Annotated in this window: 18 protein-coding genes and 1 riboswitch; of the genes, 9 read left to right on the top strand and 9 right to left on the bottom strand. The window is 72.2% G+C overall.

All coding sequences use genetic code 11. The features are described 5' to 3' along the window. Positions 1-195: 195 nt before the first annotated feature. Positions 196-2,646, bottom strand: coding sequence for a DNA helicase PcrA (gene pcrA, locus BKI49_RS22800; RefSeq protein ID WP_095936122.1), 2,451 nt, complete (start codon positions 2,644-2,646; stop codon positions 196-198). A gap of 655 nt (positions 2,647-3,301) precedes the next feature. Then, a riboswitch (cyclic di-AMP (ydaO/yuaA leader) is annotated at positions 3,302-3,473 on the top strand. Positions 3,474-3,481: 8 nt separating this feature from the next. Here pcrA and BKI49_RS22790 point away from each other — a divergent pair. Beyond that, positions 3,482-4,675: a C40 family peptidase gene (locus BKI49_RS22790; RefSeq protein ID WP_095936120.1), complete on the top strand. Its 1,194-nt coding sequence runs from the start codon at positions 3,482-3,484 to the stop codon at positions 4,673-4,675. 110 nt (positions 4,676-4,785) lie between these two features. Further along, on the top strand, positions 4,786-5,748 hold the full coding sequence (locus tag BKI49_RS22785) for a tellurite resistance/C4-dicarboxylate transporter family protein (protein WP_095936119.1): 963 nt from the start codon (positions 4,786-4,788) through the stop codon (positions 5,746-5,748). A gap of 77 nt (positions 5,749-5,825) precedes the next feature. Here the strand turns inward: BKI49_RS22785 and BKI49_RS22780 are convergent, their stop codons facing one another. Further along, on the bottom strand, positions 5,826-6,179 hold the full coding sequence (locus BKI49_RS22780) for a hypothetical protein (protein WP_095936118.1): 354 nt from the start codon (positions 6,177-6,179) through the stop codon (positions 5,826-5,828). 425 nt (positions 6,180-6,604) lie between these two features. Here BKI49_RS22780 and BKI49_RS22775 point away from each other — a divergent pair, with 425 nt between their 5' ends. Further along, positions 6,605-7,666 carry a C40 family peptidase gene (locus BKI49_RS22775; RefSeq protein ID WP_095936306.1) on the top strand — a complete coding sequence of 354 codons (1,062 nt, stop codon included), beginning with the start codon at positions 6,605-6,607 and terminating at the stop codon, positions 7,664-7,666. 19 nt (positions 7,667-7,685) lie between these two features. Here the strand turns inward: BKI49_RS22775 and pdxR are convergent, their stop codons facing one another. Beyond that, positions 7,686-9,308 (bottom strand): MocR-like pyridoxine biosynthesis transcription factor PdxR, encoded by a 1,623-nt coding sequence (gene pdxR / locus BKI49_RS22770; RefSeq protein ID WP_095936117.1) that lies wholly within the window; start codon positions 9,306-9,308, stop codon positions 7,686-7,688. On the opposite strand from pdxR, the gene BKI49_RS22765 reads away from it, so the two are divergent. Continuing rightward, on the top strand, positions 9,307-10,143 hold the full coding sequence (locus BKI49_RS22765; RefSeq protein WP_095936116.1) for a methyltransferase domain-containing protein: 837 nt from the start codon (positions 9,307-9,309) through the stop codon (positions 10,141-10,143). The two genes, pdxR and BKI49_RS22765, sit on opposite strands and share 2 nt — an antisense overlap. Positions 10,144-10,172: 29 nt before the next feature. On the opposite strand, the gene BKI49_RS22760 is transcribed toward BKI49_RS22765, so the two are convergent. After that, on the bottom strand, positions 10,173-10,925 hold the full coding sequence (locus BKI49_RS22760) for a LuxR C-terminal-related transcriptional regulator (RefSeq protein ID WP_095936115.1): 753 nt from the start codon (positions 10,923-10,925) through the stop codon (positions 10,173-10,175). Then, a complete protein-coding gene (locus tag BKI49_RS22755; protein WP_095936305.1) occupies positions 10,922-12,247 on the bottom strand; it encodes an ATP-binding protein in 1,326 nt (441 codons plus the stop codon). The genes BKI49_RS22760 and BKI49_RS22755 overlap by 4 nt, the downstream gene beginning before the upstream one ends. Before the next feature lie 140 nt (positions 12,248-12,387). On the opposite strand from BKI49_RS22755, the gene BKI49_RS22750 reads away from it, so the two are divergent. Continuing rightward, positions 12,388-13,767 carry a PspC domain-containing protein gene (locus BKI49_RS22750; RefSeq protein ID WP_095936114.1) on the top strand — a complete coding sequence of 460 codons (1,380 nt, stop codon included), beginning with the start codon at positions 12,388-12,390 and terminating at the stop codon, positions 13,765-13,767. Next, positions 13,754-13,960, top strand: a complete 207-nt coding sequence (locus BKI49_RS22745; protein ID WP_095936113.1) for a hypothetical protein — start codon at positions 13,754-13,756, stop codon at positions 13,958-13,960. Before BKI49_RS22750 ends, BKI49_RS22745 begins: the two co-directional genes overlap by 14 nt. Here the strand turns inward: BKI49_RS22745 and BKI49_RS22740 are convergent. Together BKI49_RS22740 and BKI49_RS22735 are read right to left on the bottom strand one after the other, a co-directional pair. After that, a complete protein-coding gene (locus tag BKI49_RS22740; RefSeq protein ID WP_095936112.1) occupies positions 13,957-14,487 on the bottom strand; it encodes a DoxX family protein in 531 nt (176 codons plus the stop codon). The two genes, BKI49_RS22745 and BKI49_RS22740, sit on opposite strands and share 4 nt — an antisense overlap. A 973-nt stretch (positions 14,488-15,460) precedes the next feature. Beyond that, a complete protein-coding gene (locus BKI49_RS22735; RefSeq protein WP_095936111.1) occupies positions 15,461-16,822 on the bottom strand; it encodes a hypothetical protein in 1,362 nt (453 codons plus the stop codon). 197 nt (positions 16,823-17,019) lie between these two features. Between BKI49_RS22735 and BKI49_RS22730 the strand changes: the two genes are divergently transcribed. Continuing rightward, a complete protein-coding gene (locus tag BKI49_RS22730) occupies positions 17,020-17,907 on the top strand; it encodes a DUF4429 domain-containing protein (RefSeq protein WP_095936110.1) in 888 nt (295 codons plus the stop codon). Positions 17,908-18,041: 134 nt separating this feature from the next. Here the strand turns inward: BKI49_RS22730 and BKI49_RS22725 are convergent, their stop codons facing one another. Further along, the gene (locus BKI49_RS22725; RefSeq protein WP_095936109.1) at positions 18,042-18,836 is read right to left on the bottom strand and encodes a class II aldolase/adducin family protein; all 795 of its coding nucleotides are present in this window, start codon (positions 18,834-18,836) and stop codon (positions 18,042-18,044) included. A gap of 159 nt (positions 18,837-18,995) precedes the next feature. On the opposite strand from BKI49_RS22725, the gene BKI49_RS22720 reads away from it, so the two are divergent. Beyond that, on the top strand, positions 18,996-19,631 hold the full coding sequence (locus BKI49_RS22720; protein WP_095936108.1) for a hypothetical protein: 636 nt from the start codon (positions 18,996-18,998) through the stop codon (positions 19,629-19,631). 111 nt (positions 19,632-19,742) lie between these two features. Then, complete coding sequence (locus BKI49_RS22715; protein ID WP_257004913.1) at positions 19,743-20,339, top strand: pyridoxamine 5'-phosphate oxidase family protein; 597 nt, start codon at positions 19,743-19,745, stop codon at positions 20,337-20,339. A 9-nt stretch (positions 20,340-20,348) separates the two neighbouring features. Here BKI49_RS22715 and guaA read toward each other — a convergent pair whose 3' ends face one another. Beyond that, a complete protein-coding gene (guaA, locus tag BKI49_RS22710; protein ID WP_095936107.1) occupies positions 20,349-21,935 on the bottom strand; it encodes a glutamine-hydrolyzing GMP synthase in 1,587 nt (528 codons plus the stop codon). Positions 21,936-22,124: the final 189 nt, after the last annotated feature.

Below are 22,124 nucleotides of genomic sequence, written 5' to 3'. Positions count from 1 at the left end.
CACACCACTGTCCCGGCCTCGCAGCGCTTTTGCCCCGGGACCAGCCTCACTCTCGCGAGCCCGGGCCCGCTTCCCGAGGCGCGGCCGACGACGCCGCGAAGCCGTACGCCGTGGTAGGCGCTCTCCCTCGTAGGTGTCCTACGGGCGGGCCGGGCCCGGCGGGCCTGTCGAGCGACAGGCCCCTCGGGCTCCGGGCTACAGCTTCTCCACCGGCGCGTACCGCAGCAGCAGCCGCTTCGGCTTCGCCTCGCCGAAGTCGATCGTCGCCTCGGCGTTCGCGCCCGTCCCCTTCACGCCGACGACGGTGCCGAGGCCGAACTGATCGTGCGTGACCCGGTCACCGACGGCCAGCGAGACCACCGGCTTCTCCGAGACCCCACGCCGCGTCGCGAACCCGGCCGCCCCCGAGGCCGCGGACCGCGAACGCGAGGACGACAGCGAGGCGGCGATCCCCGACGCCGGACCGGAGGACACGGGAGCCATCGCCCCGGTGCGCTTCCAGTCCAGATGGGTGGCCGGGATCTCCTCCAGGAACCGGGACGGCGGGTTGTACGAGGGCTGGCCCCAGGCACTGCGCATCGACGACCGCGTGAGGTAGAGCCGCTCCCGTGCGCGCGTGATGCCGACGTAGGCCAGGCGCCGCTCCTCCTCCAGCTCCTTGACCTGTCCCAGCGCGCGCATGTGCGGGAAGACGCCGTCCTCCATGCCGGTCAGGAAGACCACGGGGAATTCGAGGCCCTTGGCGGTGTGCAGGGTCATCAGGGTGATGACGCCGTTGCCGTCCTCCTCGTCCGGGATCTGGTCGGAGTCGGCGACGAGCGCGACCCGCTCCAGGAACTCGGAGAGGCCTCCCGCGGTCTCGCCCTCGCCGGACTCCTGCTCGAACTCCAGGGCCACGGCGGCGAGTTCCTGGAGGTTCTCGATCCGGGTCTCGTCCTGCGGGTCGGTCGAGGCCTGCAACTCTGCGAGGTAGCCGGTGCGTTCGAGGACCGCCTCCAGGACGGTGGCCGGGCCGGCGCCCGACTCGACGATCGTCCGGAGGTCCTCCATCAGCGTGTTGAACCGCTTGACCGCGTTCGTCGAGCGGGCCGCCATCCCGTACGCCTCGTCCACGCGGCGCAGCGCCTGCGGGAAGCTGATCTTCTCGCGCTGCGACAGCGCGTCGATCATCGCTTCGGCGCGCTCGCCGATTCCGCGCTTGGGAACGTTCAGGATGCGGCGCAGCGGGACCGAGTCCTCGGGGTTGGACAGCACCCTGAGGTACGCGAGGACGTCCCGGACCTCCTTGCGCTCGTAGAAGCGGACGCCGCCGACGACCTTGTAGGGCAGGCCGACGCGGATGAAGACCTCTTCGAAGACACGGGACTGCGCGTTGGTGCGGTAGAAGACGGCGACGTCGCCCGCCTTGGCCTCGCCCGCGTCGGTGAGACGGTCTATCTCGTCGGCGACGAACTGGGCCTCGTCGTGCTCGGTGTCGGCCACGTAGCCGGTGATGTTGGAACCGGCGCCCGCGTTGGTCCACAGGTTCTTCGGGCGCCGTGATTCGTTGCGCTCGATGACCGCGTTGGCCGCGGAGAGGATCGTCTGGGTGGAGCGGTAGTTCTGTTCGAGCAGGATCGTCGTCGCGTCCGTGTAGTCCTCCTCGAACTGGAGGATGTTGCGGATGGTCGCGCCGCGGAAGGCGTAGATCGACTGGTCGGCGTCACCCACGACGCACAGCTCGCCGGGGTCGCTGTCGGCCGGCCCCACCAGCTCCCTGACCAGGGCGTACTGCGCGTGGTTGGTGTCCTGGTACTCGTCGACCATGACATGGCGGAAGCGGCGGCGGTAGTGCTCGGCGACGTCCGGGAAGGCGCGCAGCAGATTGACCGTCGTCATGATCAGGTCGTCGAAGTCGAGTGCGTTGGCCTCGCGGAGGCGGGACTGGTAGAGCGCGTAGGCCTGGGCGAGGGTCTTCTCGAAGCCGTCGGCGGCCTGGTTCGCGAAGTCCTCCTCGTCGATCAGCTCGTTCTTCAGGTTCGAGATCTTGGCGCTGAAGGACTTCGGCGGGAAGCGCTTGGGGTCGAGGTCCAGGTCGCGGCAGACCAGGGCCATCAGACGCTTGCTGTCGGCGGCGTCGTAGATCGAGAAGGACGACGTGAAGCCGAGCTTCTTGCTCTCGCGGCGCAGGATGCGGACGCAGGCGCTGTGGAAGGTCATCACCCACATCGCGTTGGCGCGCGGGCCGACGAGCTGCTCGACGCGCTCCTTCATCTCGCCCGCGGCCTTGTTCGTGAAGGTGATCGCGAGGATCTGGCCGGGGTGGACGTGCCGCTCGGCCAGCAGATGGGCGATCCGGTGGGTGAGCACGCGGGTCTTGCCCGAGCCCGCGCCGGCCACGATGAGCAGCGGGGAGCCGGAGTGGACGACGGCGGCGCGCTGATTCTCGTTCAGTCCGTCGAGCAGCGTCGCCGGGTCCGGGGCAGGGCGGTGCGCGCCGTCGCGGTAGTACGCGTCCCGGGCCGGGGGCAGGTCGAAGCGGCCGCCGAACAGGTCGTCCGGAATCGGCTCCGGCGCCTCGTCCTCGGGCGGCGGCGGGGGCTCTTCCTCGTGGGCCCCGGAGGGCTTGAGGTCCGCCAGGAAGCTGTCGTCAAAGAGGCTGCTCATCGCTCTCCGAGTCTAGGCCGCCCCACCGACAACCGGCCGCCGCCCCGGAAAGTCCGCCCCGATCGGGGTGCTCGTCCGTCTCCGCGGCGGTCCATGGAAGCCGATGATCTTCCCGGACCGGCCTCCGTGAGCCCGGCCCCTCCGCGGTCCGCTCCCGGGCCCGCCGACCCCGTCCCCCGCCCGCCCGGCTCTTGAGCCTCTCGCGCCGCCCGCGCGGCTCTTGAGCCTCTCGCGCCGCCCGCGCGGCTCCGTGAGCCCAGCGCACGGCCCGCCCTGACTCCGCGAGCCCCGTGCCCTGCGCCGGCTCCGGCTCCGACTCCGGCATCAGCACCGGTGCCGGTGCCGGCACCCGCGCCCGCGCCCGCGCCCGCGCCCGCGCCCGCGCCGAAGGCCCCTCCCCGCCGCCTCCGCCGTCTCCGCCGTGACTCACATCACCCTCAGAGCCCTCGCGGTGCGTCCCGCACCCCGCCGAGACCCCTTCATCTCCGTCACCCTCCAGAGCCTCCGGGCCACGATCGGTGAGAGTGACGCTTTTCATGGCCAAGGTCACGAAAATGTATCGGGCATATCGCACATCAACCTTCACAGCAGCCACACGAATTGGCTAGCGTGCCGCACAGGCCGCTCGACCCCCACCGGCGAACATCGCCGGGCCGTGCGGCCTCCGCCGAATTCGGCCTGCCCTCGCGGCGGCCGGAACCGGGGACCCACCGACCTTGGGGTGAATCGGTCCAACTGCCTTGTGGGGCAAGGACCGTAGGGCAAACCTTCCGGATCCACCCGCCCGAACCCGACAGCTAACTCGGTAGGCGGATGACGGAAGGAGTCGCCTCTCTTGGCGTCGCACCGCAAATGGCGTCCCGCGGGTTCGCGTATGGCAGGCATACGTACCCCCGCTCTCGCGACGGCCGCCCTCACCTCCGTGGCCCTGCTCTCCCAGACGGCGAACGCGTCCCCCTCCGCCGAGCCCAGGCCGAGCCTCGAAGAAGTCGAGAAGAAGGTCAACGACCTCTACCACCAGGCCGAGACGGCCACCGAGAAGTACAACGCGACCAGGGAGAAGACGGCCAAGCAGCAGGAGCGCGTCGACACCCTGCGCGACGACGTCGCCAAGCGCACCGAGAAGCTCAACTCGGCGCGTGAGGAACTGGGTTCGTTCGCGGCCGCGCAGTACCGCACCGGGGCCGCCGCCCCCGACACCGCGACCCTCCTGCTCGCCGACGACCCGCAGGACTACTTCGACCAGACCCAGCTGATGAACCGTCTGACCACCCGCCAGAAGGCGGCCGTCGACGACTACGTCACCGAGCAGGCCGCCACCACGAAGAAGCGCACGGAGGCCGCCAAGAGCCTGGAGACGCTGTCCTCCTCGCAGGACGCGCTCAAGAAGTCCAAGGCCGACGTCCAGAGCAAGCTCACCGAGGCGCGCGACCTGCTCTCGAAGCTGACCGCGGAGGAGAAGGCCCGGCTCGCCGCGATCGAGAAGAAGAAGCAGGAGGAGGCCGCGCGCAAGGCGGCGGAACTGGCGAAGCAGCAGGCCGCCGCCGAGGCCGCGAAGAAGGCGGCCGCACAGGAGTCGTCGTCCAGCGACACCAGCACCGGCTCCACGGGCTCGACGGGTTCCACCGGCTCGACGACCACCGGCTCGACGACCACGGGCTCGTCGTCCACGGCGAAGGCGGACAAGGCGGTCGCCTTCGCCCGCACCCAGATCGGCAAGCCGTACGTGTGGGGCGCCACCGGACCGGACTCGTACGACTGCTCGGGCTTCACGCAGGCCGCCTGGAAGGCCGCCGGGGTCTCGCTCCCGCGCGTCACCTACGACCAGGTGAACGCGGGCACGACCGTCTCCCTCTCCGACGCGCAGCCGGGTGACCTGGTGTTCTTCTACGACGACATCAGCCACGTCGGCCTCTACATCGGCAACGGCATGATGATCCACGCGCCGAAGCCGGGCGCGTACGTGCGCGAGGAGTCGATCTACTACGACGGCACGTCGGCGATCCACAGCGTGGTGCGCCCGGCGTAGGCCGTCCCGCGGACGGCGGTCCGTGGCGGGCACGCGCGCGTGGGGCCTATCGGGCGCCCCGCGCGCGTGCCCCACGGGCAACTCGCCCGTCGGTCCATAGCATCGTCCGCATGCCAGCCTTCTCCCAGCTCCGCGCCTGGTGGGCGGAGCACCCGCCCGCCGCCGGTGCCGCCGTGATGGCCACGGGCATCGTCTCGGTCGGGCTGCACATGGCCGACCACGAGACGCTGTCGCGTATCGCGCTGGTCCTGGCCTGCGTGGCCTGGGTCGGGCTCGCCGCGGACTTCGTCCTGCGGCTGCTGCGGGAACGGCCGCGCTGGGTGGGAGAGGCGTACACGCCGGCCGGGCTCACCGCCGTCGCGGCGACCACCGTGCTCGGGACGCGCCTGTCCGCCCTGGGTGGGCAGGTCGCCGCCGAGGCCCTGCTCGCCCTGTCTGCCGTGCTCTGGCCCGCGCTGCTGTGGTGCGTCGTACGGCACTGGAAGCGCCGGATGCCGGGAGGCGTGTTCCTCGTCTGCGTGGCCACGCAGGGGCTCGCCGTGCTGGCGGCCACGCTCGCCGTGGCCGTCGGCCCGGCGTGGCTCGCGCACGCCGCGCTCGTGCTGTTCTGGCTCGGTCTCGTGCTGTACGTGGTGGCGTACGCGCACTTCGACATCCGCGAGGTGGCGCGGGGGGCCGGGGACCAGTGGGTGGCGGGCGGCGCGCTCGCCATCTCGGCGCTGGCCGGGGCCAAGCTCGTCGCGGCGCACCACGTGAACCCGTACCTGTGGAACGACGACGACCAGAGCGTCCTGCGCACCGTGACCGTCGTCGTGCTGGTCCTCGCGGTCGCCTGGTACTGCGTCCTCGTCGTCTCGGAGCTGATCTGGCCGCGCCCGCGCTACGACGTACGACGCTGGGCGACGGTCTTCCCGATGGGGATGACGGCGGTGGCCGCCCTGACCGTGTCGTCCGCGCTCGACTACCCCTGGCTCCGGGGATGGGGGGACGCGCTGCTGTGGATCGCGGTGGCGGCGTGGCTGGCCGCCACGGTGGGGGCCGCCCGGTCCGCGGCGGCGTTCGAGCGGGCCTGAGCGGACGGCGACGCCCCTTCGCCGCGCTCAGGCCTTCGCCGCGCCCGGGCATCTGCCCTGCCGGGGCCGCTGCGCGGTCAGGTCCAGAGGACGGCGATGAAGATGTTGGCGGTCGTCAGCAGGCCGACGAGCCCGAAGAGGCGCTTGTCCACCTGCTCGTCGTCCCGCTTCACGTAGACCAGCCCCAGGATCACGATCAGCAGGGCCAGCTTCACGCCGATCTTGATGTTGTCGACCGGGTTGTCGTCGGCCTGGTTGAGGCCGACCAGCACGACACCGGTGACCAGCATGGTCAGCGCGCCGTGCAGCATCGCGGGGACGAAGCGGGCGGTGCCCCGACCCATCGCCTTCATCTGGGTGAGGAAGCCACCGAGGAGCGAGGCGATGCCGATGATGTGCAGGCCGACGAAGAGATGGATGAGTACGTCCATGAGGCCGGAGCCTAATCGGATGCCTCTGCCCCGCTTGTCACCGGCCCACCCCGTGCACCCCGCAGCACCGGCCCACCCCGTGCACCCCGTAGCACCGGAGTGCCGCCGGATGCCCCGGATTCGGCGCTTCGGTCATTGCACCGCGTGAAGTCGGTGACGGCAGGCGGGGATCACGGCCGCATCCGGTCATCGGGCGCTCCAGTCCCATCAGTTCCGTACATGCTGTTACCAACCCGTCACTCTCAGGTTTAGCGTCCTCCACCAGGTGACCGGCTCCCCATCGCCGTCCGGGCCAGGGACGGCCGTCGGCCACCTCCGCCGAGAAGGTCCGGCGGCGGCTCGTTCCCCCTGTGCGGGCCGCCGCCGGACGCGCCACCGCTTGACCGCGATCCCCTGAGCGGTCGTACGGAAGGATGTGGGCCCTCGTGGCAGCGCACCGCAAGCCCAGACAGCGCTCGCTCGGCGGGAACACGGCCCGCACGGCCGCCACCATCGCTCTCGCCGGGGCGGCCACGGCGACCGGCTTCGACGGGACCGGACATGCCGATCCCCAGCTGTCCCCCGCACAGGTGAAGGCCAAGGTCGACAAGTTGTACGAGGAGGCCGAGGTGGCCACCGAGAAGTACAACGGCGCCAAGGAGAAGGCCGACAAGGCGCAGAGCCGGCTCGACGAGCTGCGCGACGAGGTGGCGCGCAAGCAGGACCGTCTCAACTCGGCGCGTGACGCGCTGGGTTCGATGGCCGCGGCGCAGTACCGCAGCGGCGGCCTGGACCCGGCGCTGCAACTCGCGCTCTCCGACGATCCCGACCAGTACTTGGAAGGTGCCGCGTTCGCCGAACGGGCGGGCAGCCGGCAGGCCACGGCGGTGTCCCAGGTCCGCAAGCGGCTGCAGGAGATCGAGCGGCTGCGCGGCGCCGCGCACGTCGAGGTCGCCTCGCTCAAGTCGCGGCAGGCCGAGCTGAAGCGGCACAAGAAGACCATCAACGGCAAGCTCGCCTCGGCGCGGCGGCTGCTGGGACAGCTCAGTGAGGAACAGCGTGCGGCGCTCGGGGAGGCGGGCGGCATCGGACACGCCTCGCGTTCCTCGGCCCGCGACCTGACATCCGTGACGCCGTCCGGCTCGGCCAAGGCTCCCAACTCCCGTGCCGCGGCCGCCGTGTCGTACGCCTACGGAAAGCTCGGCAGCCCCTATGTCTGGGGCGCCACCGGCCCCGACGCCTTCGACTGCTCCGGCCTCATCCAGGCCGCCTACCGCTCCGCGGGCATCTCGCTGCCCCGCACGACGTACGCCCAGATCGACGCCGGCCGACGGGTCTCCCGCTCCGAACTCAGCCCCGGCGACCTGGTGTTCTTCTACTCGGGCATCAGCCACGTGGGCATCTACGTGGGCAACGGCCAGATGATCCACGCGCCGAATCCCACGGCGCCGGTGCGGCTCGCACCGGTCGACTCGATGCCGTTCGCGGGGGCCACGCGGGTGGCCTGAGCCCCGTGCGCCGCCGGTGTCAGCGGATGTCCCGTACCGCGGCGCCGATCGCCGCCACACCGTCGGTGACGGCCGTGGCCGGGGAGGCGGCATAGCCGAGGAGCAGACCGGGCGGGCCGGGACGCAGGCGGTGCCAGGACAGGGGATGGACCTTGACGCCACGCGCCAGGGCGGCGGCGGCCAGTTCGGTGTCCGCGCACGCCGCCGCCGCGCCCTCCTCGAAGGTGATCAGGAGGTGCAGTCCCGCCGCGGCACCGTGCACCACCGCGCCCGGCAGGTGGTCGCGGATCGCGGTGATCATGACGTCGCGGCGGCGCCGGTGCCGACGCCGCAACAGCCGCAGGTGGCGCTCCAGTTCACCCGACTCCATGAGCCGGGCCAGGACGAGCTGCGGCAGTGCGGCGTTGCCGAGGTCCGCGAACCGTTTCGCGGACACCAGCGCGTCGTGGAGCCCCGCGGGGGCGAGCAGCCAGCCCGTCCGCAGCGCGGGGGCCAGCAGCTTGGACACGCTGCCCGCGTAACAGACCCGCTCGGGCAGCATCGACCGCAGTGCGGGCACGGGCGGCCGGTCGTAGCGGTGCTCGGCGTCGTAGTCGTCCTCCACGATCAGACCGCCGTCCGCGGCCCATCGCATCAGCTCCCTGCGTCGCGCGCCGCCGAGTACGACGCCGGTCGGGAACTGGTGGGCCGGAGTGAGCAACACGGCCCGGTGCCCGGCCAGTTGGTCCACGCGGACTCCCTCGGCGTCGACGGCGACCGGCGGCGTACGCAGTCCCTGGCGGTTCAGGTGCTGTCGCACGCCGAGCGATCCGGGGTCCTCCACCGCGATCTCCTCGATCCCCTCCGCGCGCAGCACCTGGCCGGTCAGCGCCAGCGCCTGTGCGGTGCCCGCCACGACGATCACCTCGTCCGGGTCGGCCGCGATGCCGCGGTTCCGGGCCAGCCAGTGCGCCACGGCCCGGCGCAGCTGCGGTGTTCCACGCGGGTCGCCGTAGCCGAACCCCGAGGCGGGCAGTCCGGCGAACACCTCCCGCTCGGCGCGCAGCCAGGCCACCCGCGGGAACGCGGCCAGATCGGGGACGCCGGGTGAGAGATCGACACGGGCGGGGGCGGACCGTACGAGGTCGAAGACGTCCTCACCGGGTGGAACGCCGAACAGGTCCTGGCGAGAAGCCTGTCGGCGGGAGTCCCGCGGCCCGGGCGACGGGGGTGCGCGGTCCGGGGCGGCCACGACGACGGTTCCGCCTCGGCCGCGGCCCGCCACGTGCCCGTCCTCGGCGAGACGCCGGTACGCCTCGGTCACCACGCCGCGCGAGACATGCAGCTCCGCGGCGAGGACCCGGGTCGCGGGGAGGCGGCTCCCGAGCGGCAGCCGTCCGTCGGAGACCGCCCGCCGCAACTGTTCCGCCAGCCAGTCGGCCCGGCCGCCGGACGGGGCCTCCCCGATGTCGAGTTGCAGGAAGTCGGACCCCTCCGCCCTGCCACCGGCCCTGTCGCCGGGCTCTTCCCGTCCCTCGCGCTCCCCGTGCCGGAAGCCGGTCCCCGGCGGCTCACCCACCACCGGGCCACCGTTTATGGACCCGTCATCAGGCTCGCTTTTGGACCTGTCCACCGGACCATTCTCGGACGAGGCTCGTCTCATGACCACACCCATCGACTACGTCCACGGCTACTCCGCCCACGAGAGCCGTCGTCTCGGAGACCAGGCCGACACGCTCGCCGCGCTCCTGCACTCCGGCACGGCCTATCCGGCGGGCAGCAAGGTCCTGGAGGCCGGCTGCGGGGTGGGTGCGCAGACGCTGCACCTGGTGGCGCGGAGCCCCGGCGCGCGCTTCACCGCGGTCGACGTCTCGGCCGAGTCGCTCGCCCAGGCCCGTGCCCACGTCAGCACCCACGCGCCCGCGGCCCAGGTGACCTGGCAGCAGGCCGACCTGTTCGAACTCCCTTTTCCGGACGGCGAATTCGACCATGTCTTCGTGTGCTTCGTCCTGGAACACCTGGCCCACCCGCGCAAGGCCCTGGCCGCCCTGCGCCGCGTGCTGCGGCCCGGCGGGAGTCTCACCGTCATCGAGGGCGACCACGGCTCGACGTTCTTCCACCCGGACAGCGCCTTCGCGCACGCGGCGGTCGACTGTCTGGTCCGGCTCCAGTCCACGGCGGGCGGCGACGCGCTGATCGGCCGGCGGCTGCACCCGCTCGTCACCGCCGCGGGTTACGAGCAGGTCGTGGTCCGCCCCCGTACGGTCTCCACGGACCGCTCCCGTCCCGCCCTGGTCAACGGCTTCACCCGCAGCACCTTCATCGCCATGATCGAGTCCGTACGCCAGGACGCGCTCGCCGCCGGGCTGACGACCCCCGCCGACTGGGACCGGGGCATCGACGACCTCCGTCGCGCGGCTGCCGACGACGGCACCTTCCACTACACGTTCTTCAAGGCGGTCGCCGTGAATCCGGCGGAGCCCGGCCCGCTCGGCTGAGCCCCGCGGCGTCCGGGACCTCGGCCCGGTCAGACCAGCCGGCGCGCCGTGGCCCAGCGGGTCAGCTCGTGCCGGTTCGACAGCTGGAGCTTCCTCAGCACCGCCGAGACATGGGACTCGACCGTCTTCACCGAGATGAAGAGCTGCTTGGCGATCTCCTTGTACGCGTAGCCGCGGGCGATGAGGCGCAGCACCTCGCGCTCGCGCTGGGTGAGGCGGTCGAGGTCCTCGTCGACGGGCGGGGCGTCGGTCGACGCGAACGCGTCCAGCACGAAGCCGGCCAGCCGCGGCGAGAAGACCGCGTCGCCGTCCTGCACCCGGAAGATCGAGTCGACGAGGTCGGTGCCCGTGATCGTCTTGGTGACATACCCCCGGGCGCCGCCGCGGATCACGCCGATGACGTCCTCCGCGGCGTCCGACACGGACAGCGCGAGGAAACGCACCGGCTGCTCCGCGTCCGCCATCAACGGGGCGCAACGGCGCAGCACTTCGACACCGCCGCCGCCCGGCAGGTGCACGTCGAGCAGCACGACCTCGGGGCGCGTGGCGGTGATCACGGTGACCGCCTGGTCGACGTCGGCGGCCTCGCCGACGACCTCGACGCCGGTGCGCTCGGTCTGCCCGATCTCGGCCTGCACGCCCGTACGGAACATGCGGTGATCGTCGACCAGCACGACGCGCACATGGCGCCCGGCCCCGGCCGCGGCCCCTTGGGGCGCGGAGGCCGAAGGGGTCTCCTCAGCAGAACCGCCGGACTCCACAGGCCCGTTCGCGTCGCTCATGACGTCTTCTCCGCCCTCTCCATCTCCAACTCGACCTCAGTGCCGCCGTCGGGCACCGCGCGCAGTCGCGCCGTGCCGCCGTTGCGCTCCATGCGGCCGATGATCGATTCTCTAACGCCCATGCGGTCGGCGGGTATCGCGTCGAGGTCGAAGCCGGGACCGCGGTCGCGGACGGACACGAAGACCGTCCTGCCCTCGACTTCGGCGTAGACCTGTACGGCGCCGCCCTCGCCACCGTACTTGGCGGCGTTCACCATTGCTTCCCGCGCGGCCTGCATCTGTGCGCCGATCCGCTCGTCGAGCGGGCAGTCGCCGACGATGACGACCTCGATGGGGACGCCGTGTTTGTCCTCGACCTCGGCGGCATTGCGGCGCACCGCCTCGGCGAGGGTGTCGAGCTCCTCGGCCTCGTCCTTCCCGGTGCCCTCCGGCTTGTACAGCCAGGCGCGCAGGTCGCGCTCCTGGGCGCGGGCCAGTCGCCGCACCTCGTTGCCATTGTCCGCGTTGCGCTGGATCAGGGTCAGGGTGTGCAGCACGGAGTCGTGGACATGGGCGGCCACCTCGGCCCTCTCCTGGGCGCGGATGCGCATCAGACGCTCCTCGGAGAGGTCCTGCGTCATGCGGACGAGATACGGGCCGGCGAGGAGCGCTATGCCGACCAGGACGGCCAGCGCCGCCTGGAGCACGGAGCCGAGGTGCGCGGCCGAGCCCTGGAGGACGAATATCCCGGACACGCCCGCGGTGACGAGCAGGACACCGGCAGCGGAGCGCAGCAGCGTGAGCGTGCGACGACGGCGGCCGACCTCCACCCAGCGGGCCCGCCTGGCGTTGTCCGCCTGCCGCCAGACCAGGGCGACGCCCGCACCGACGAGGACCGTCGGCCACAGATACGCCTTGGCTCCCCCGCCGAGATTCACATTGCCGACGAAGATCATGGCCACGACGACCATGAGGAGCAACGCGACGATCTGGCCCCGGTCCGGCTTGCGGGCCACGAGTCTGCGGCGGCCGTCCGGCGAGGTCTCGGTACTGAAGGAGGGCGGGCGTCCGGAGTCGACCCCGCCGACACCGAGCGGCACGAAGAACCAGAACGCGGCATACAGCAGCGCTCCCAGACCGTCCGCCATGAACAGTCCGACGAACACGAGCCGCACCCAGATCACGGGCAGCCCGAGATGCCCGGCGAGCCCCCGCGCCACGCCCCCGAGCCAGCGTCCGTCGCTGCTGCGGTAGAGCTTGCGCGGGGGCCGCGGGTCGTCGACGGGCATCGCTGCGGCATCCGGCATGCCATCGATGTTCACACGCCCGGCGGACACGGGCATCAGGGTCCGCCCCGGATACACCCCTGATCTTCGGAAAACCGGCGCCCGCACCCTCCTCCACCCCCGTCAGGGCCGATATCAGGGTTGCGCCAGGGTCATCCCGACTCCCCTCACCCCTCCCCGCCCGTCACCATGGACCCATGACAGATCAGCAGCACGCGGCGTCGGAGCCGGACCCCGGCCCCGGCGGCCTCGGCGCCCCGCCCCCGGGCACCGGGCCGCGGGACGCCGTGCCGCCCGCCGAGGGCGAGCCGCCGCACGCGCCCGAGGTCCCGCGCAAGTTCCGGCGCGACCACCGGCACAAGATGCTGGGCGGGGTGTGCGCCGGTCTGGGCCGCCAGTGCGACATGGACCCGGTGATCTTCCGCGTCGTGCTCGCGGTGCTCTCCGCGACGGGCGGCATCGGTCTGATCTTCTACGGCTTCGTCTGGCTGTTCGTCCCGTACGACGACGATGACGAGAACGAGGTGCGCAAGCTCCTCACCGGCCGCGTGGACGGCCAGGCGCTGGCCGCCGTGCTCTTCGCCCTGGTCGGCTGCGGCGTACTGCTCTCCATGCTGAAGAACGGCAGCGTGCTCGCCTTCTCCGTCGTCCTCTCCCTCCTGCTGGCCGGCGCGGGCTACTGGTCGCAGCACCGCGGCGCCCCCGACCCCGACCCGCTCGCCGCCCAGGCCGTCGCCGACGCCCCGCCGGAGGCGCAGGCCCCGCCCGTGCCCGCGTCCTACCCTTCGTGGTGGCGCGACCCGATCGTCAAGGACGGGTCGCACGTGGGCGGCACCGGCTATCTGTGGGGGCCGAGCGACACCGGGGACCGGGACGTGGCGGCCGCGGTCTCCATCGCCCGCGGCACCTCGCGCCCCGGTGTGCGCACGAGGACCGAGCCGAAGCCGCGCGGTCCCCGCTGGATCGGCGGCTGGGTGTTCCTGCTCGCGCTCGTCGCCGGCGGCCTGGGCACGGGCCTCACCTGGGACGACCGGGCGCTCGGCACCAGCCTGCAGACCGGCCTGGCCTGCGCGCTGATCGTGTTCGGCCTCGGCATAGCCGTCAGCGCCTTCCTGGGGCGCACCGGCGCGGGATCGATCTTCCTGGCCGTGGTCACGGCGGCCCTGCTGGCCGCGTCCGCGGCGCTCCCCAAGGACATCACCACACAGTGGGTCCGGACGTACTGGACCCCCACGGCGGCCGCCGACGTCAGGGAGAACTACGACCTGGGCACCGGAGTGGGCACCCTCGACCTCACACACCTGGACCTCGGCAAGGGCCAGACGGTGACGACGACCGCCGAGGTCGGCATCGGCCGGCTCAAGGTCGTCGTCCCCAAGGACGCGACCGTGAAGCTGAGCATCGACGTGGGCGTCGGGGACATCCAGCTGCCCGGCGAAGGCAAGAAGGACGTGGACGTGGAGCCGGGCAAGTCCAAGGAACTGACGCTGTCGCCCACCGGCAAGGCCGGCGGCACGCTGGACATCGATCTGCATGTCGGCATCGGACAGGCGGAGGTGGCCCGTGCTGCGTCATGAGTTCCAGCCGGGAAAGCTGGTCGCCGGAGTCTTCCTCACCCTCGCGGGCGTGATCTACGCCGGCGACGCGGGCGGCGCCTGGCAGACGCCGTGGTTCGTGGTGATCCCCGTGGTCACGGGCGGCCTCTGCCTGGCGGGGGCGGTGGCGTCCGTCACCCACGCCGTCCGCAGACGCCGCACCGAACGCGGCTAGCTGAATCCCCCGGCGCGTTGCGCGCGCCGGGCCCGCAGGGCCGCGTCCACGGAGAAGTACGACGCGCCCGCGAGGACGAGGGGCAGCCAGGCCATCAGGTAGGCGAGGTCGTTGCCGTAGTAGTACGGGTCGGAGGCCCAGCTGACCGTCAGCCACAGGCTCAGCGAGATCAGCGCTCCGCCCAGCGCGGCCAGGCGGGCCAGCAGGCCGATCAAGGTGCCGATGCCGACGGCGAGTTCACCCAGGGCGATGGCGTAGCCGAAGCCGACGGGGTTCTTCAGGGCGAGGTCCACGAGGGCCGGGATGGCGGAGGAGTCCCGTGCGGAGCGCATGATGTCGCCGACGGAGCCGGAGCCGGCGCTCTGCATGAAGGCGCTGTCGGTGAGTTTGTCCAGGCCGGCGTAGATGAAGGTGACGCCGAGGAAGACGCGCAGCGGGAGGAGGGCGTAGCGGGTGGCCGTGTCCCGCCAGTCCCCTCGCTGGCCCGGGTAGGAGGTGTGAGTATCCATTCGCATACCGTGAGTCATCGCCGTCCGCCGCCTCTCACCCAGGTGCCGTTGCCCCTCAACAGACCATACGTATGACGATCGGCTTCCGCTCAATCCCCGCGCCGCCTTTTTTCGCGCGTCCGCGCGTCCCTCGCCGTCCGCCCGGGGGGCAACCCCACCCGCGTCTCCGCTGCCCCTGGCCATGACGTCCCCCGGAGCGCCGTGGATCGGCCTGAACGTCCTCGTCCTCAAGCGCCGGACGGGCTGGGGCACTGGCCCAACCCCGGCTACAACGCCCCCTCGGGGGGTGCGGGAAATCGGCCTGAACGTCCTCGTCCTCAAGCGCCGGACGGGCTGAAAGGTGCGCCCTCCGCTCCCGGGCGGGACGAGCCGGGCGGGGCCCACCGCAACTCGTAAGGCACCCGGAACTGACCCAGATCGGCCTGGACGGCCTCGTCCTCAAGCGCCGGACAGGCTGGGGGGTGCCGGACGGGCTGGAGAGGGTCCGGACGGCGCGGGAGCTGCCGCCGGACGGGACGGGAACTGCTGCGGGGCGCGACGGGACGGGAGCTGCCGCCGGACGGGCTGGAGACAGGGCCGGCTGAAGGGTGACCCCGGCTCCAGCGGCGGGCGGGAACCCGCGATGGACGCACCCGCACTCGCCCTCTCACCGAAGGGGCCGTGCCGGTGCATCACATGCCCGTTGCGGACGGTGCCACGAACCCACCGCACTGGCTCGCCGGACCAGACAAGGGCTGCAACGGGCGGATCACCGGCACGGACCCGACCCACCCACCGGACCGAAGGCGACCCACCCACCCACCGGCGGAACGCGCACGGCCCCGACCCACCCACCGGACAAACGGCGACCCACCCACCGGACCAGAGGCGGGGCCCACCCACCGGACCGGCAGCAACCCACCCACCAGACACACGGCGAGGCCCCCCGGACACACGGCGAAACGCCCCGACAACGCGCCCCGGCCCGCCGGGGACCACGCCCCGGCGACCGTCAGTCCGTCACATCGATCGCGTACCGGTTCGTCTCGACCCCGGCAGCCGTCACCACCTGCACCTCGACCCGACCCGGCTCCACGTCCACCGGCACGGGCACCGTCAGCAAGGCATCCGTGGGGTTGCTGAAGCCCCCGGCCACCGGCACCAGCGGCACATGCACATGCACGGCCCCGATCCGGACCACCATCCGCGACAGCCGGTCCGCCGCCTGCGCCCCGGGCGGCACGAACCCGGCCCCCCGGATCTCGATGTCGTCACCGGTACGGATGGGCGCGTCGAGATCCCCCGCCTCCCGGGACCGCACCACGGAGAGGATCACCGGCCGCCCACCCTCGGCGTACTTGCCCGCGAGGTACGTACCCGCCGACACCAGCACCAGCAGCGCCAGCCCCCACGGAAGATCCGGCAACTGCGCCGGCCGCCGAGCCAGCCGCACCGCCGCGAAGACGAGCGCCACCGCACTGATCACCACGTACTGGATGTCCGCGAAGCCCCCCTTCCCCGCATCGTCCGTGAGCAGATCGGCGGCCCGCGGCCGATCGGCCCGCACCTTCTGCAACCGCTGCCCCAGAACCCGCAGCCCCACCACTCGCCGCACCAGCACCGCCACCCCGCACACCACGGCGACGACAGTGACCACACCCGCGCCCCGCGCAAGCTCCAGCCCGGCGATCAGCTCGTCCCGACGGCCGTGCGCGGACGCCGCCGCGAGCTGCCCGACGAGCACCAGCACCGCGTACACCACGAACAGCACCCACCCCCCGGCCACCGCCCGGGACGTGGAGAGCCGGTTGTCCTCACCGATGACGGGGGCGAGCGCACCCCCACGGCTCCGGTGCAACCAGGCCGCGCCCGTCAGCAGCCCGGCCACCACGACCGCCGCGACCAGCCCGGCGGTCCGCGCCGCCGTCCACCCCGCGCCGATCGCGGTGAGCGCCTGCGCCAGCAGGAGCGCGCCCACACCTCCCCAGACGGCGTACGCGGTGTACCGCCACAGCCGCGCCAGCCAGGCCGCGCCCTCCAGCCGCCCGCGCTCGGCGACGAGGTCCGCGGACTGGGTCAGTTCGTCGGAGACCCACTGCCGGGACGCGGACGCCGAGTGCGCGACGCCGGCCGGCAGCCCGCGCCCGGACGCCAACTCGTCGCGCTTCGCGAGGAATTCGGCGACGGCACGCCGGTGCCCCGCCCGCGCCCCGTGCGGGCAGTCCCCACAGGTGCAGCCCCCTTCATGGGCACCCCCGGGGCCACCTCTCCGGCCTCCCCCGGACGCACCCGAGAACGCACCGGGATCCGCCCCCTGCCCGGCTCCCGCCCCGGCACCGCGCCCCGCACCGTGTCTCGCCTCCTGCACCGCCACGCCCGCTGCCGCCTTCCCGCGCCGCACATCTCCGCGCAGCCAGACCTTCCGTACGCCTGACTGCCGCACAACTGCCTTACAACTGCCCCGCGATGACAGCGAATTGTGCCGTACGGAACACGGCCCGAATCCGGCAGGTCTGGTCAGCGTGGGTGAAGCACCGGCGCCCGTGTTGACCGGGCTGCGAGAATTTCCCCATGGCCGAGATCATCCAGCGCGACGGGACCTGGGCCTTCGACGGCAGCACGGTCAGGATCACGCCGGGGCTCCACCGTTCCGTGCCGCTGTTCCGCCAGACGTACGGGGAGATCGCCGTCCCGCTGGAGGCGGTGGCGGGCATCGTCTACGAACCCGAGCGCAAACGGGGCCGGCTGCGGCTCAGGCTGCGCGAGGGCTCGGACCCGCTGCTTCAGGCTACCGGGGGCAGACTGCCCGACGCGGCGGACCCGTACCGGCTCACGGTCGACGTCGACCGGTCCGGCGTCGCGGAGTACGTCGCCGAGGAGGTCCGCCGTGCGCTGCTGCTGGACCAGATCCCCAAGGAACCGGCGCGGACCTACCTCCTGGCGGGCCCGCCGGTCCCGGTCTCGGTGCGCTCCAGCGACGGGACGGTCTCGTTCGACGGCGTGCACGTGCGGATCGACTGGGCGGACACGTCGGACCGGGTGAAGCGGGCGACGGGCCCGCGGATCATCGCTGTGGGCGACCTCGTACAGGTCGAGTGGCTGCCCAACTCCGGTTACGAGGACGGATTCCTGCGTTTCGTCACCCGCGAGACGGTGTTCTCCAAGCTGCCGCCCGAGAAGGACCCGTATGCCCTGGACCTGTGGGGCAGCACGCGCCGTGACCTGCTGACGGCGCTGGTCGCCGCGGCGGTGACGGCGCGCCTGCCTCATCCGTCCACGCGGACGGGCGAGCACGTGGCCCGGGAGCGTCCCGCGCTGACGGCGGCGGCACCGCCCGCGTCGGACCGGCACGACGTACTGCTGCGCCGGCTCAGGGAGTTGGGCGAGCTGCACCGTGCCGGGGTCCTGACGGACGAGGAGTTCGCCCTGACGAAGGCAGCGGTCCTACGCGACTTCTGACCCACAACCCACGCCCCCAATGCACCGCCCCCCCAAGGCGCCCCCTCAACGCACCGCCCTCCGACGCACCGCCCTCCGACGCACCGCACCCAACACCACGCCACGCCTACGCCACACCGCCCCCAACGCCACACCTACGACAACAGATCCGGCTCACTCCGACTGATGTCCTGCCACAACGGCTGGTAGTTGATCCACGCCACCAGATCACCGCCGAGCTGTTCACGCGTGGCGACCGCCTGCTTGTGGTCGATGAGGAGGGGACGCCCCGCCGCCTTGGCGGTGAGCTGGACCTGGCAGGACCGCTCCATGGACAGGAACCACCAGGCGGCGGCGTCCACCGAGTCGCCCACGGTCAGCAGCCCGTGGTTGCGCAGGACGAGCGCCTTGCGGGTGTCGAGCGCGGCGGCGATCCGACGGCCCTCCTCGGCGTCGACGGCGACGCCGCTGTACGCGTCGTAGAGCGCGTGATCTTCGTAGAAGGCGCAGCTCTCCTGGGTGATCGGGTCGAGCAGGTCGCCCAGCGCGGCGAGGGCGCGCCCGTGCACGGAGTGGCAGTGCGCGACGGCGACGACGTCGGGCCGGGCGGCGTGGACCTGGGCGTGCACGGTGAACGCCGCCTGGTTCACGTGGTAGCGGCCCTCGATCACCTGCCCGTCCTGGTTGGCCAGGACCAGGTCACCGACGGTCACGTGCTTGAAGGGCATCCCGAACGGATTGACCCAGAAGCAGTCGCTGTACTCGGGGTCGCGCGCCGTGATGTGTCCGGAGACCCCGTCCTCGAACCCGAACCGGCCGAAGACGCGCAGCGCCCCGGCCAGCCGCTCCTTGCGGTGCCGCCGCTCGTCGTCGACCGACTCGTGCATCGGCGGCATGGCGAACCGGAGCCGGTCGGTGGGTAGGGGCAGGGGCGGGGTGGGCCCGTGCATATGTCCTCCAGCACTGGCGTGTGCGGTACGGAGCGGAAGTTACCCGGGGTCAGCGCAGGAGAACAGAGTCGTTCGGTGAAGAGATGGCCACAACCGTGGCCGGAGGTCACTGGTCTGTCTGGGTGACACCGACCCACGCCTGGGACACGGGAGGCACGCATGAACCGCGCAGAGCGGCGGATCCTCGTCCTGCTCGGGCAGCTCGCGGAGCGGGACTTCGTCGTCGTCGACGATCTCGGCGGCTCACCGCGCCGGCTCGCCACGCTCGCGTACGTGGCCGAGCAGCACGGTTTCCGTTACGCGGAGGCGCACCGGGTGGGACGTGCGCTGCAGATCCAACTGGTGCGCACCGAGCGCGCGGGAACGGCACCGAAGGCCGAGGACTCGCGCGCGGGAACGGCGCCGAAGGCCGAGGACTCGCGTGCGGGAACGGCACCGGGAGGCGAGGGCTCGCACGGCGGGAAGGCGCCGAGGACCGACGACTCGCGTGCCGTGCCCGGGCTGCGTCCCGGCACGCTCCGACCGCTCGGGGACGCGGCCCGGACGGTACGCGGGCTCCGCGACCGGATCGAGTTCGACGCGATGGCCGAGGATCCGAGCGCGTGGTCCCGCGCGGCGATCATGACGGGCTGCGCGCTCTTCGTCTCCCTGGTCTGCGCGGTGTACGGCTGGCGTGCGGCGCTGATCGGGTTCGCCGTCGCGGAGGCGTTGTCCATGGGCTTCCTGGCCCTGGAGGTCGCCCACCGCCGCAGAGTGGCGCGCCGCGTCGGCACGGCGGGCCTGGCCTCCGGCTGACCGAGACCAGGACATCCGGCCCCGAGGCCCCCACACCGACAGGGGACCCACACGGAAACCCGGACGGAAACCCAGACAGAAGATGTCCGGTATCCACGCCACACTCCTCGCATGACCGAGCACCCCACGCCCCGCCCACCGGACCCCGCTCCCTCGGCGCCCTCCTCCCGGTCGGCGCCGACTGCACAGTCGGCGCCCCCTGCACAGTCGGCACGATCGGCACCGCCGAAACCGGCGAACTGGGCAGCCTTCGCCGCCGCGCAACCGGATCTGGCCAGGACGGTCGAGGACCGCTTCGGCGGCTTCACGCACCACGTCCTGGCGACCCTCCGCATGGACGGCTCGCCCCGCACGACGGGCCTGGAGGTGCGCTTCCTGAACGGCGAGCTGTGGCTCGGCATGATGCCCGGCTCGCTCAAGGCCCTCGACCTGCGCCGCGATCCGCGCTTCGCGCTCCAGGCCAACCCGGGGCCGGGCACGGGGATGGGCGGCGGCGACGTGCGGATCAGCGGCCGAGCGGTGGAGGTCGGCGACGAGGACGCGGCGACGAAGGCCGCGTACGTGAAAGAGGTGGAACCGCCGCAGCCGTTCCACCTCTTCCGCACCGAGTTGACGGAGGTCGTACGGACCTACGTCGAGGACGACACGTATCTGGTCGCCGAGGTCTGGCGGCCCGGAGAGCCGGTGCGGACTCTCAAGCGGACGTGACCTGGGGATCTACTCCCACTCGATGGTGCCCGGGGGCTTGGACGTCACGTCCAGGACGACGCGGTTGACGTCCGCCACCTCGTTCGTGATCCGGGTGGAGATCCTGGCGAGGACCTCGTACGGCAGGCGCGACCAGTCGGCCGTCATGGCGTCCTCGCTGGAGACGGGGCGCAGGACGATCGGGTGACCGTACGTGCGGCCGTCGCCCTGGACGCCCACGGAGCGGACGTCGGCGAGCAGGACGACCGGGCACTGCCAGATGTCGCGGTCGAGGCCGGCGGCCGTCAGCTCCTCGCGGGCGATGGCGTCGGCCTCGCGCAGCAGGTCGAGGCGCTCCTTGGTGACCTCGCCGACGATGCGGATGCCGAGGCCGGGGCCGGGGAACGGCTGGCGCTGGACGATCTCGTCCGGCAGGCCGAGCTCCTGGCCGACCATGCGGACCTCGTCCTTGAAGAGCTTGCGCAGCGGCTCGACGAGCTCGAACTCGAGGTCCTCGGGGAGGCCGCCCACGTTGTGGTGGGACTTGATGTTGGCCGTGCCGGTGCCGCCGCCGGACTCGACGACGTCCGGGTAGAGGGTGCCCTGGACCAGGAAGGCGACGTCCTCGCCCTCGGCGGCCTCGGCGATGATCTCCGCCTGGGCCTGCTCGAAGACGCGGATGAACTCGCGCCCGATGATCTTCCGCTTCTCCTCGGGGTCGGAGACCCCGGCCAGCGCGGCGAGGAAGCGCTCCTCCGCGTCCACGACCTTCAGCTGGACGCCGGTGGCCGCGACGAAGTCCTTCTCGACCTGCTCGGTCTCGTCCTTGCGCATCAGACCGTGGTCGACGTAGACACAGGTCAGCTGGGAGCCGATGGCCTTCTGGACGAGGGCCGCGGCGACGGCGGAGTCCACGCCGCCGGACAGGCCGCAGATGGCGCGCTTGCTGCCGACCTGCTCACGGATGAGGGCGACCTGCTCGTCGATGACGTTGCCGGTGGTCCAGTTCGGCTTGAGGCCGGCACCGCGGTACAGGAAGTGCTCCAGCACCTGCTGGCCGTGCGTGGAGTGCATCACCTCGGGGTGGTACTGCACGCCGTAGAGCTTCTGCTCGTCGTTCTCGAAGGCCGCGACCGGGACGACGTCCGTGGACGCCGTGACGGTGAAGCCCTCGGGTGCGGCGCTGCACGCGTCGCCGTGCGACATCCACACCGACTGCTCGTCCGGGGTGCCCTCGAAGAGGGTGGAGCCGGACTTCGAGACGTGCAGGGGCGTGCGGCCGTACTCGCGGGCGCCGGTGTTGTCGACCGTGCCGCCGAGGGCCGTCGCCATCAGCTGGAAGCCGTAGCACATGCCGAACACGGGGACGCCGGCCTCGAAGATCTCGCGGTCGAGGCGCGGGGCGCTCTCCGCGTAGACCGACGAGGGGCCGCCGGAGAGGATGATCGCCGCCGGGTTCTTGGCGAGCATCTCCGCGACGGGCATGGTGCTCGGCACGATCTCGCTGTAGACCCGGGCCTCGCGGACGCGACGGGCGATGAGCTGGGCGTACTGCGCACCGAAGTCGACGACCAGGACGGTGTCGGGGGCGGCGGCAGCGGGGGTCGCTGATGACACGGGTTGCCTTCCGGCGGTGAGCATGGTGTGTGTGGTGCCGAGTCTACCGGGGGCCGGGACCGTGGCGCCTACGCCGGGTTTGTCACCCCCGCCCGGGGCCCGCGGGAGCCCACCGGGCGGCCCGCCCCGGCCACACCCCGAGCACCCCGCCCGGACTCACACCGTGCGCGGCCTGCCCGAGGTCACACC

Origin of the sequence: Streptomyces sp. Tue6028, from assembly GCF_002300165.1 — a bacterium.
In the GTDB taxonomy this organism is placed as follows: Bacteria; Actinomycetota; Actinomycetes; order Streptomycetales; family Streptomycetaceae; genus Streptomyces; species Streptomyces siamensis.
This window is presented reverse-complemented; position numbering and strand designations above follow the sequence as displayed.

Bases quoted from the DNA above. Each gene is read 5' to 3' on its own strand.
- pcrA (WP_095936122.1), bottom strand. From the start codon at position 2,646: ATGAGCAGCCTCTTTGACGACAGCTTCCTGGCGGACCTCAAGCCCTCC.
- BKI49_RS22785 (WP_095936119.1), top strand. From the start codon at position 4,786: ATGCCAGCCTTCTCCCAGCTCCGCGCCTGGTGGGCGGAGCACCCGCCC.
- BKI49_RS22780 (WP_095936118.1), bottom strand. From the start codon at position 6,179: ATGGACGTACTCATCCATCTCTTCGTCGGCCTGCACATCATCGGCATC.
- BKI49_RS22765 (WP_095936116.1), top strand. From the start codon at position 9,307: ATGACCACACCCATCGACTACGTCCACGGCTACTCCGCCCACGAGAGC.
- pdxR (WP_095936117.1), bottom strand. From the start codon at position 9,308: ATGAGACGAGCCTCGTCCGAGAATGGTCCGGTGGACAGGTCCAAAAGC.
- BKI49_RS22760 (WP_095936115.1), bottom strand. From the start codon at position 10,925: ATGAGCGACGCGAACGGGCCTGTGGAGTCCGGCGGTTCTGCTGAGGAG.
- BKI49_RS22755 (WP_095936305.1), bottom strand. From the start codon at position 12,247: ATGCCCGTGTCCGCCGGGCGTGTGAACATCGATGGCATGCCGGATGCC.
- BKI49_RS22750 (WP_095936114.1), top strand. From the start codon at position 12,388: ATGACAGATCAGCAGCACGCGGCGTCGGAGCCGGACCCCGGCCCCGGC.
- BKI49_RS22740 (WP_095936112.1), bottom strand. From the start codon at position 14,487: ATGACTCACGGTATGCGAATGGATACTCACACCTCCTACCCGGGCCAG.
- BKI49_RS22730 (WP_095936110.1), top strand. From the start codon at position 17,020: ATGGCCGAGATCATCCAGCGCGACGGGACCTGGGCCTTCGACGGCAGC.
- BKI49_RS22725 (WP_095936109.1), bottom strand. From the start codon at position 18,836: ATGCACGGGCCCACCCCGCCCCTGCCCCTACCCACCGACCGGCTCCGG.
- BKI49_RS22720 (WP_095936108.1), top strand. From the start codon at position 18,996: ATGAACCGCGCAGAGCGGCGGATCCTCGTCCTGCTCGGGCAGCTCGCG.
- BKI49_RS22715 (WP_257004913.1), top strand. From the start codon at position 19,743: ATGACCGAGCACCCCACGCCCCGCCCACCGGACCCCGCTCCCTCGGCG.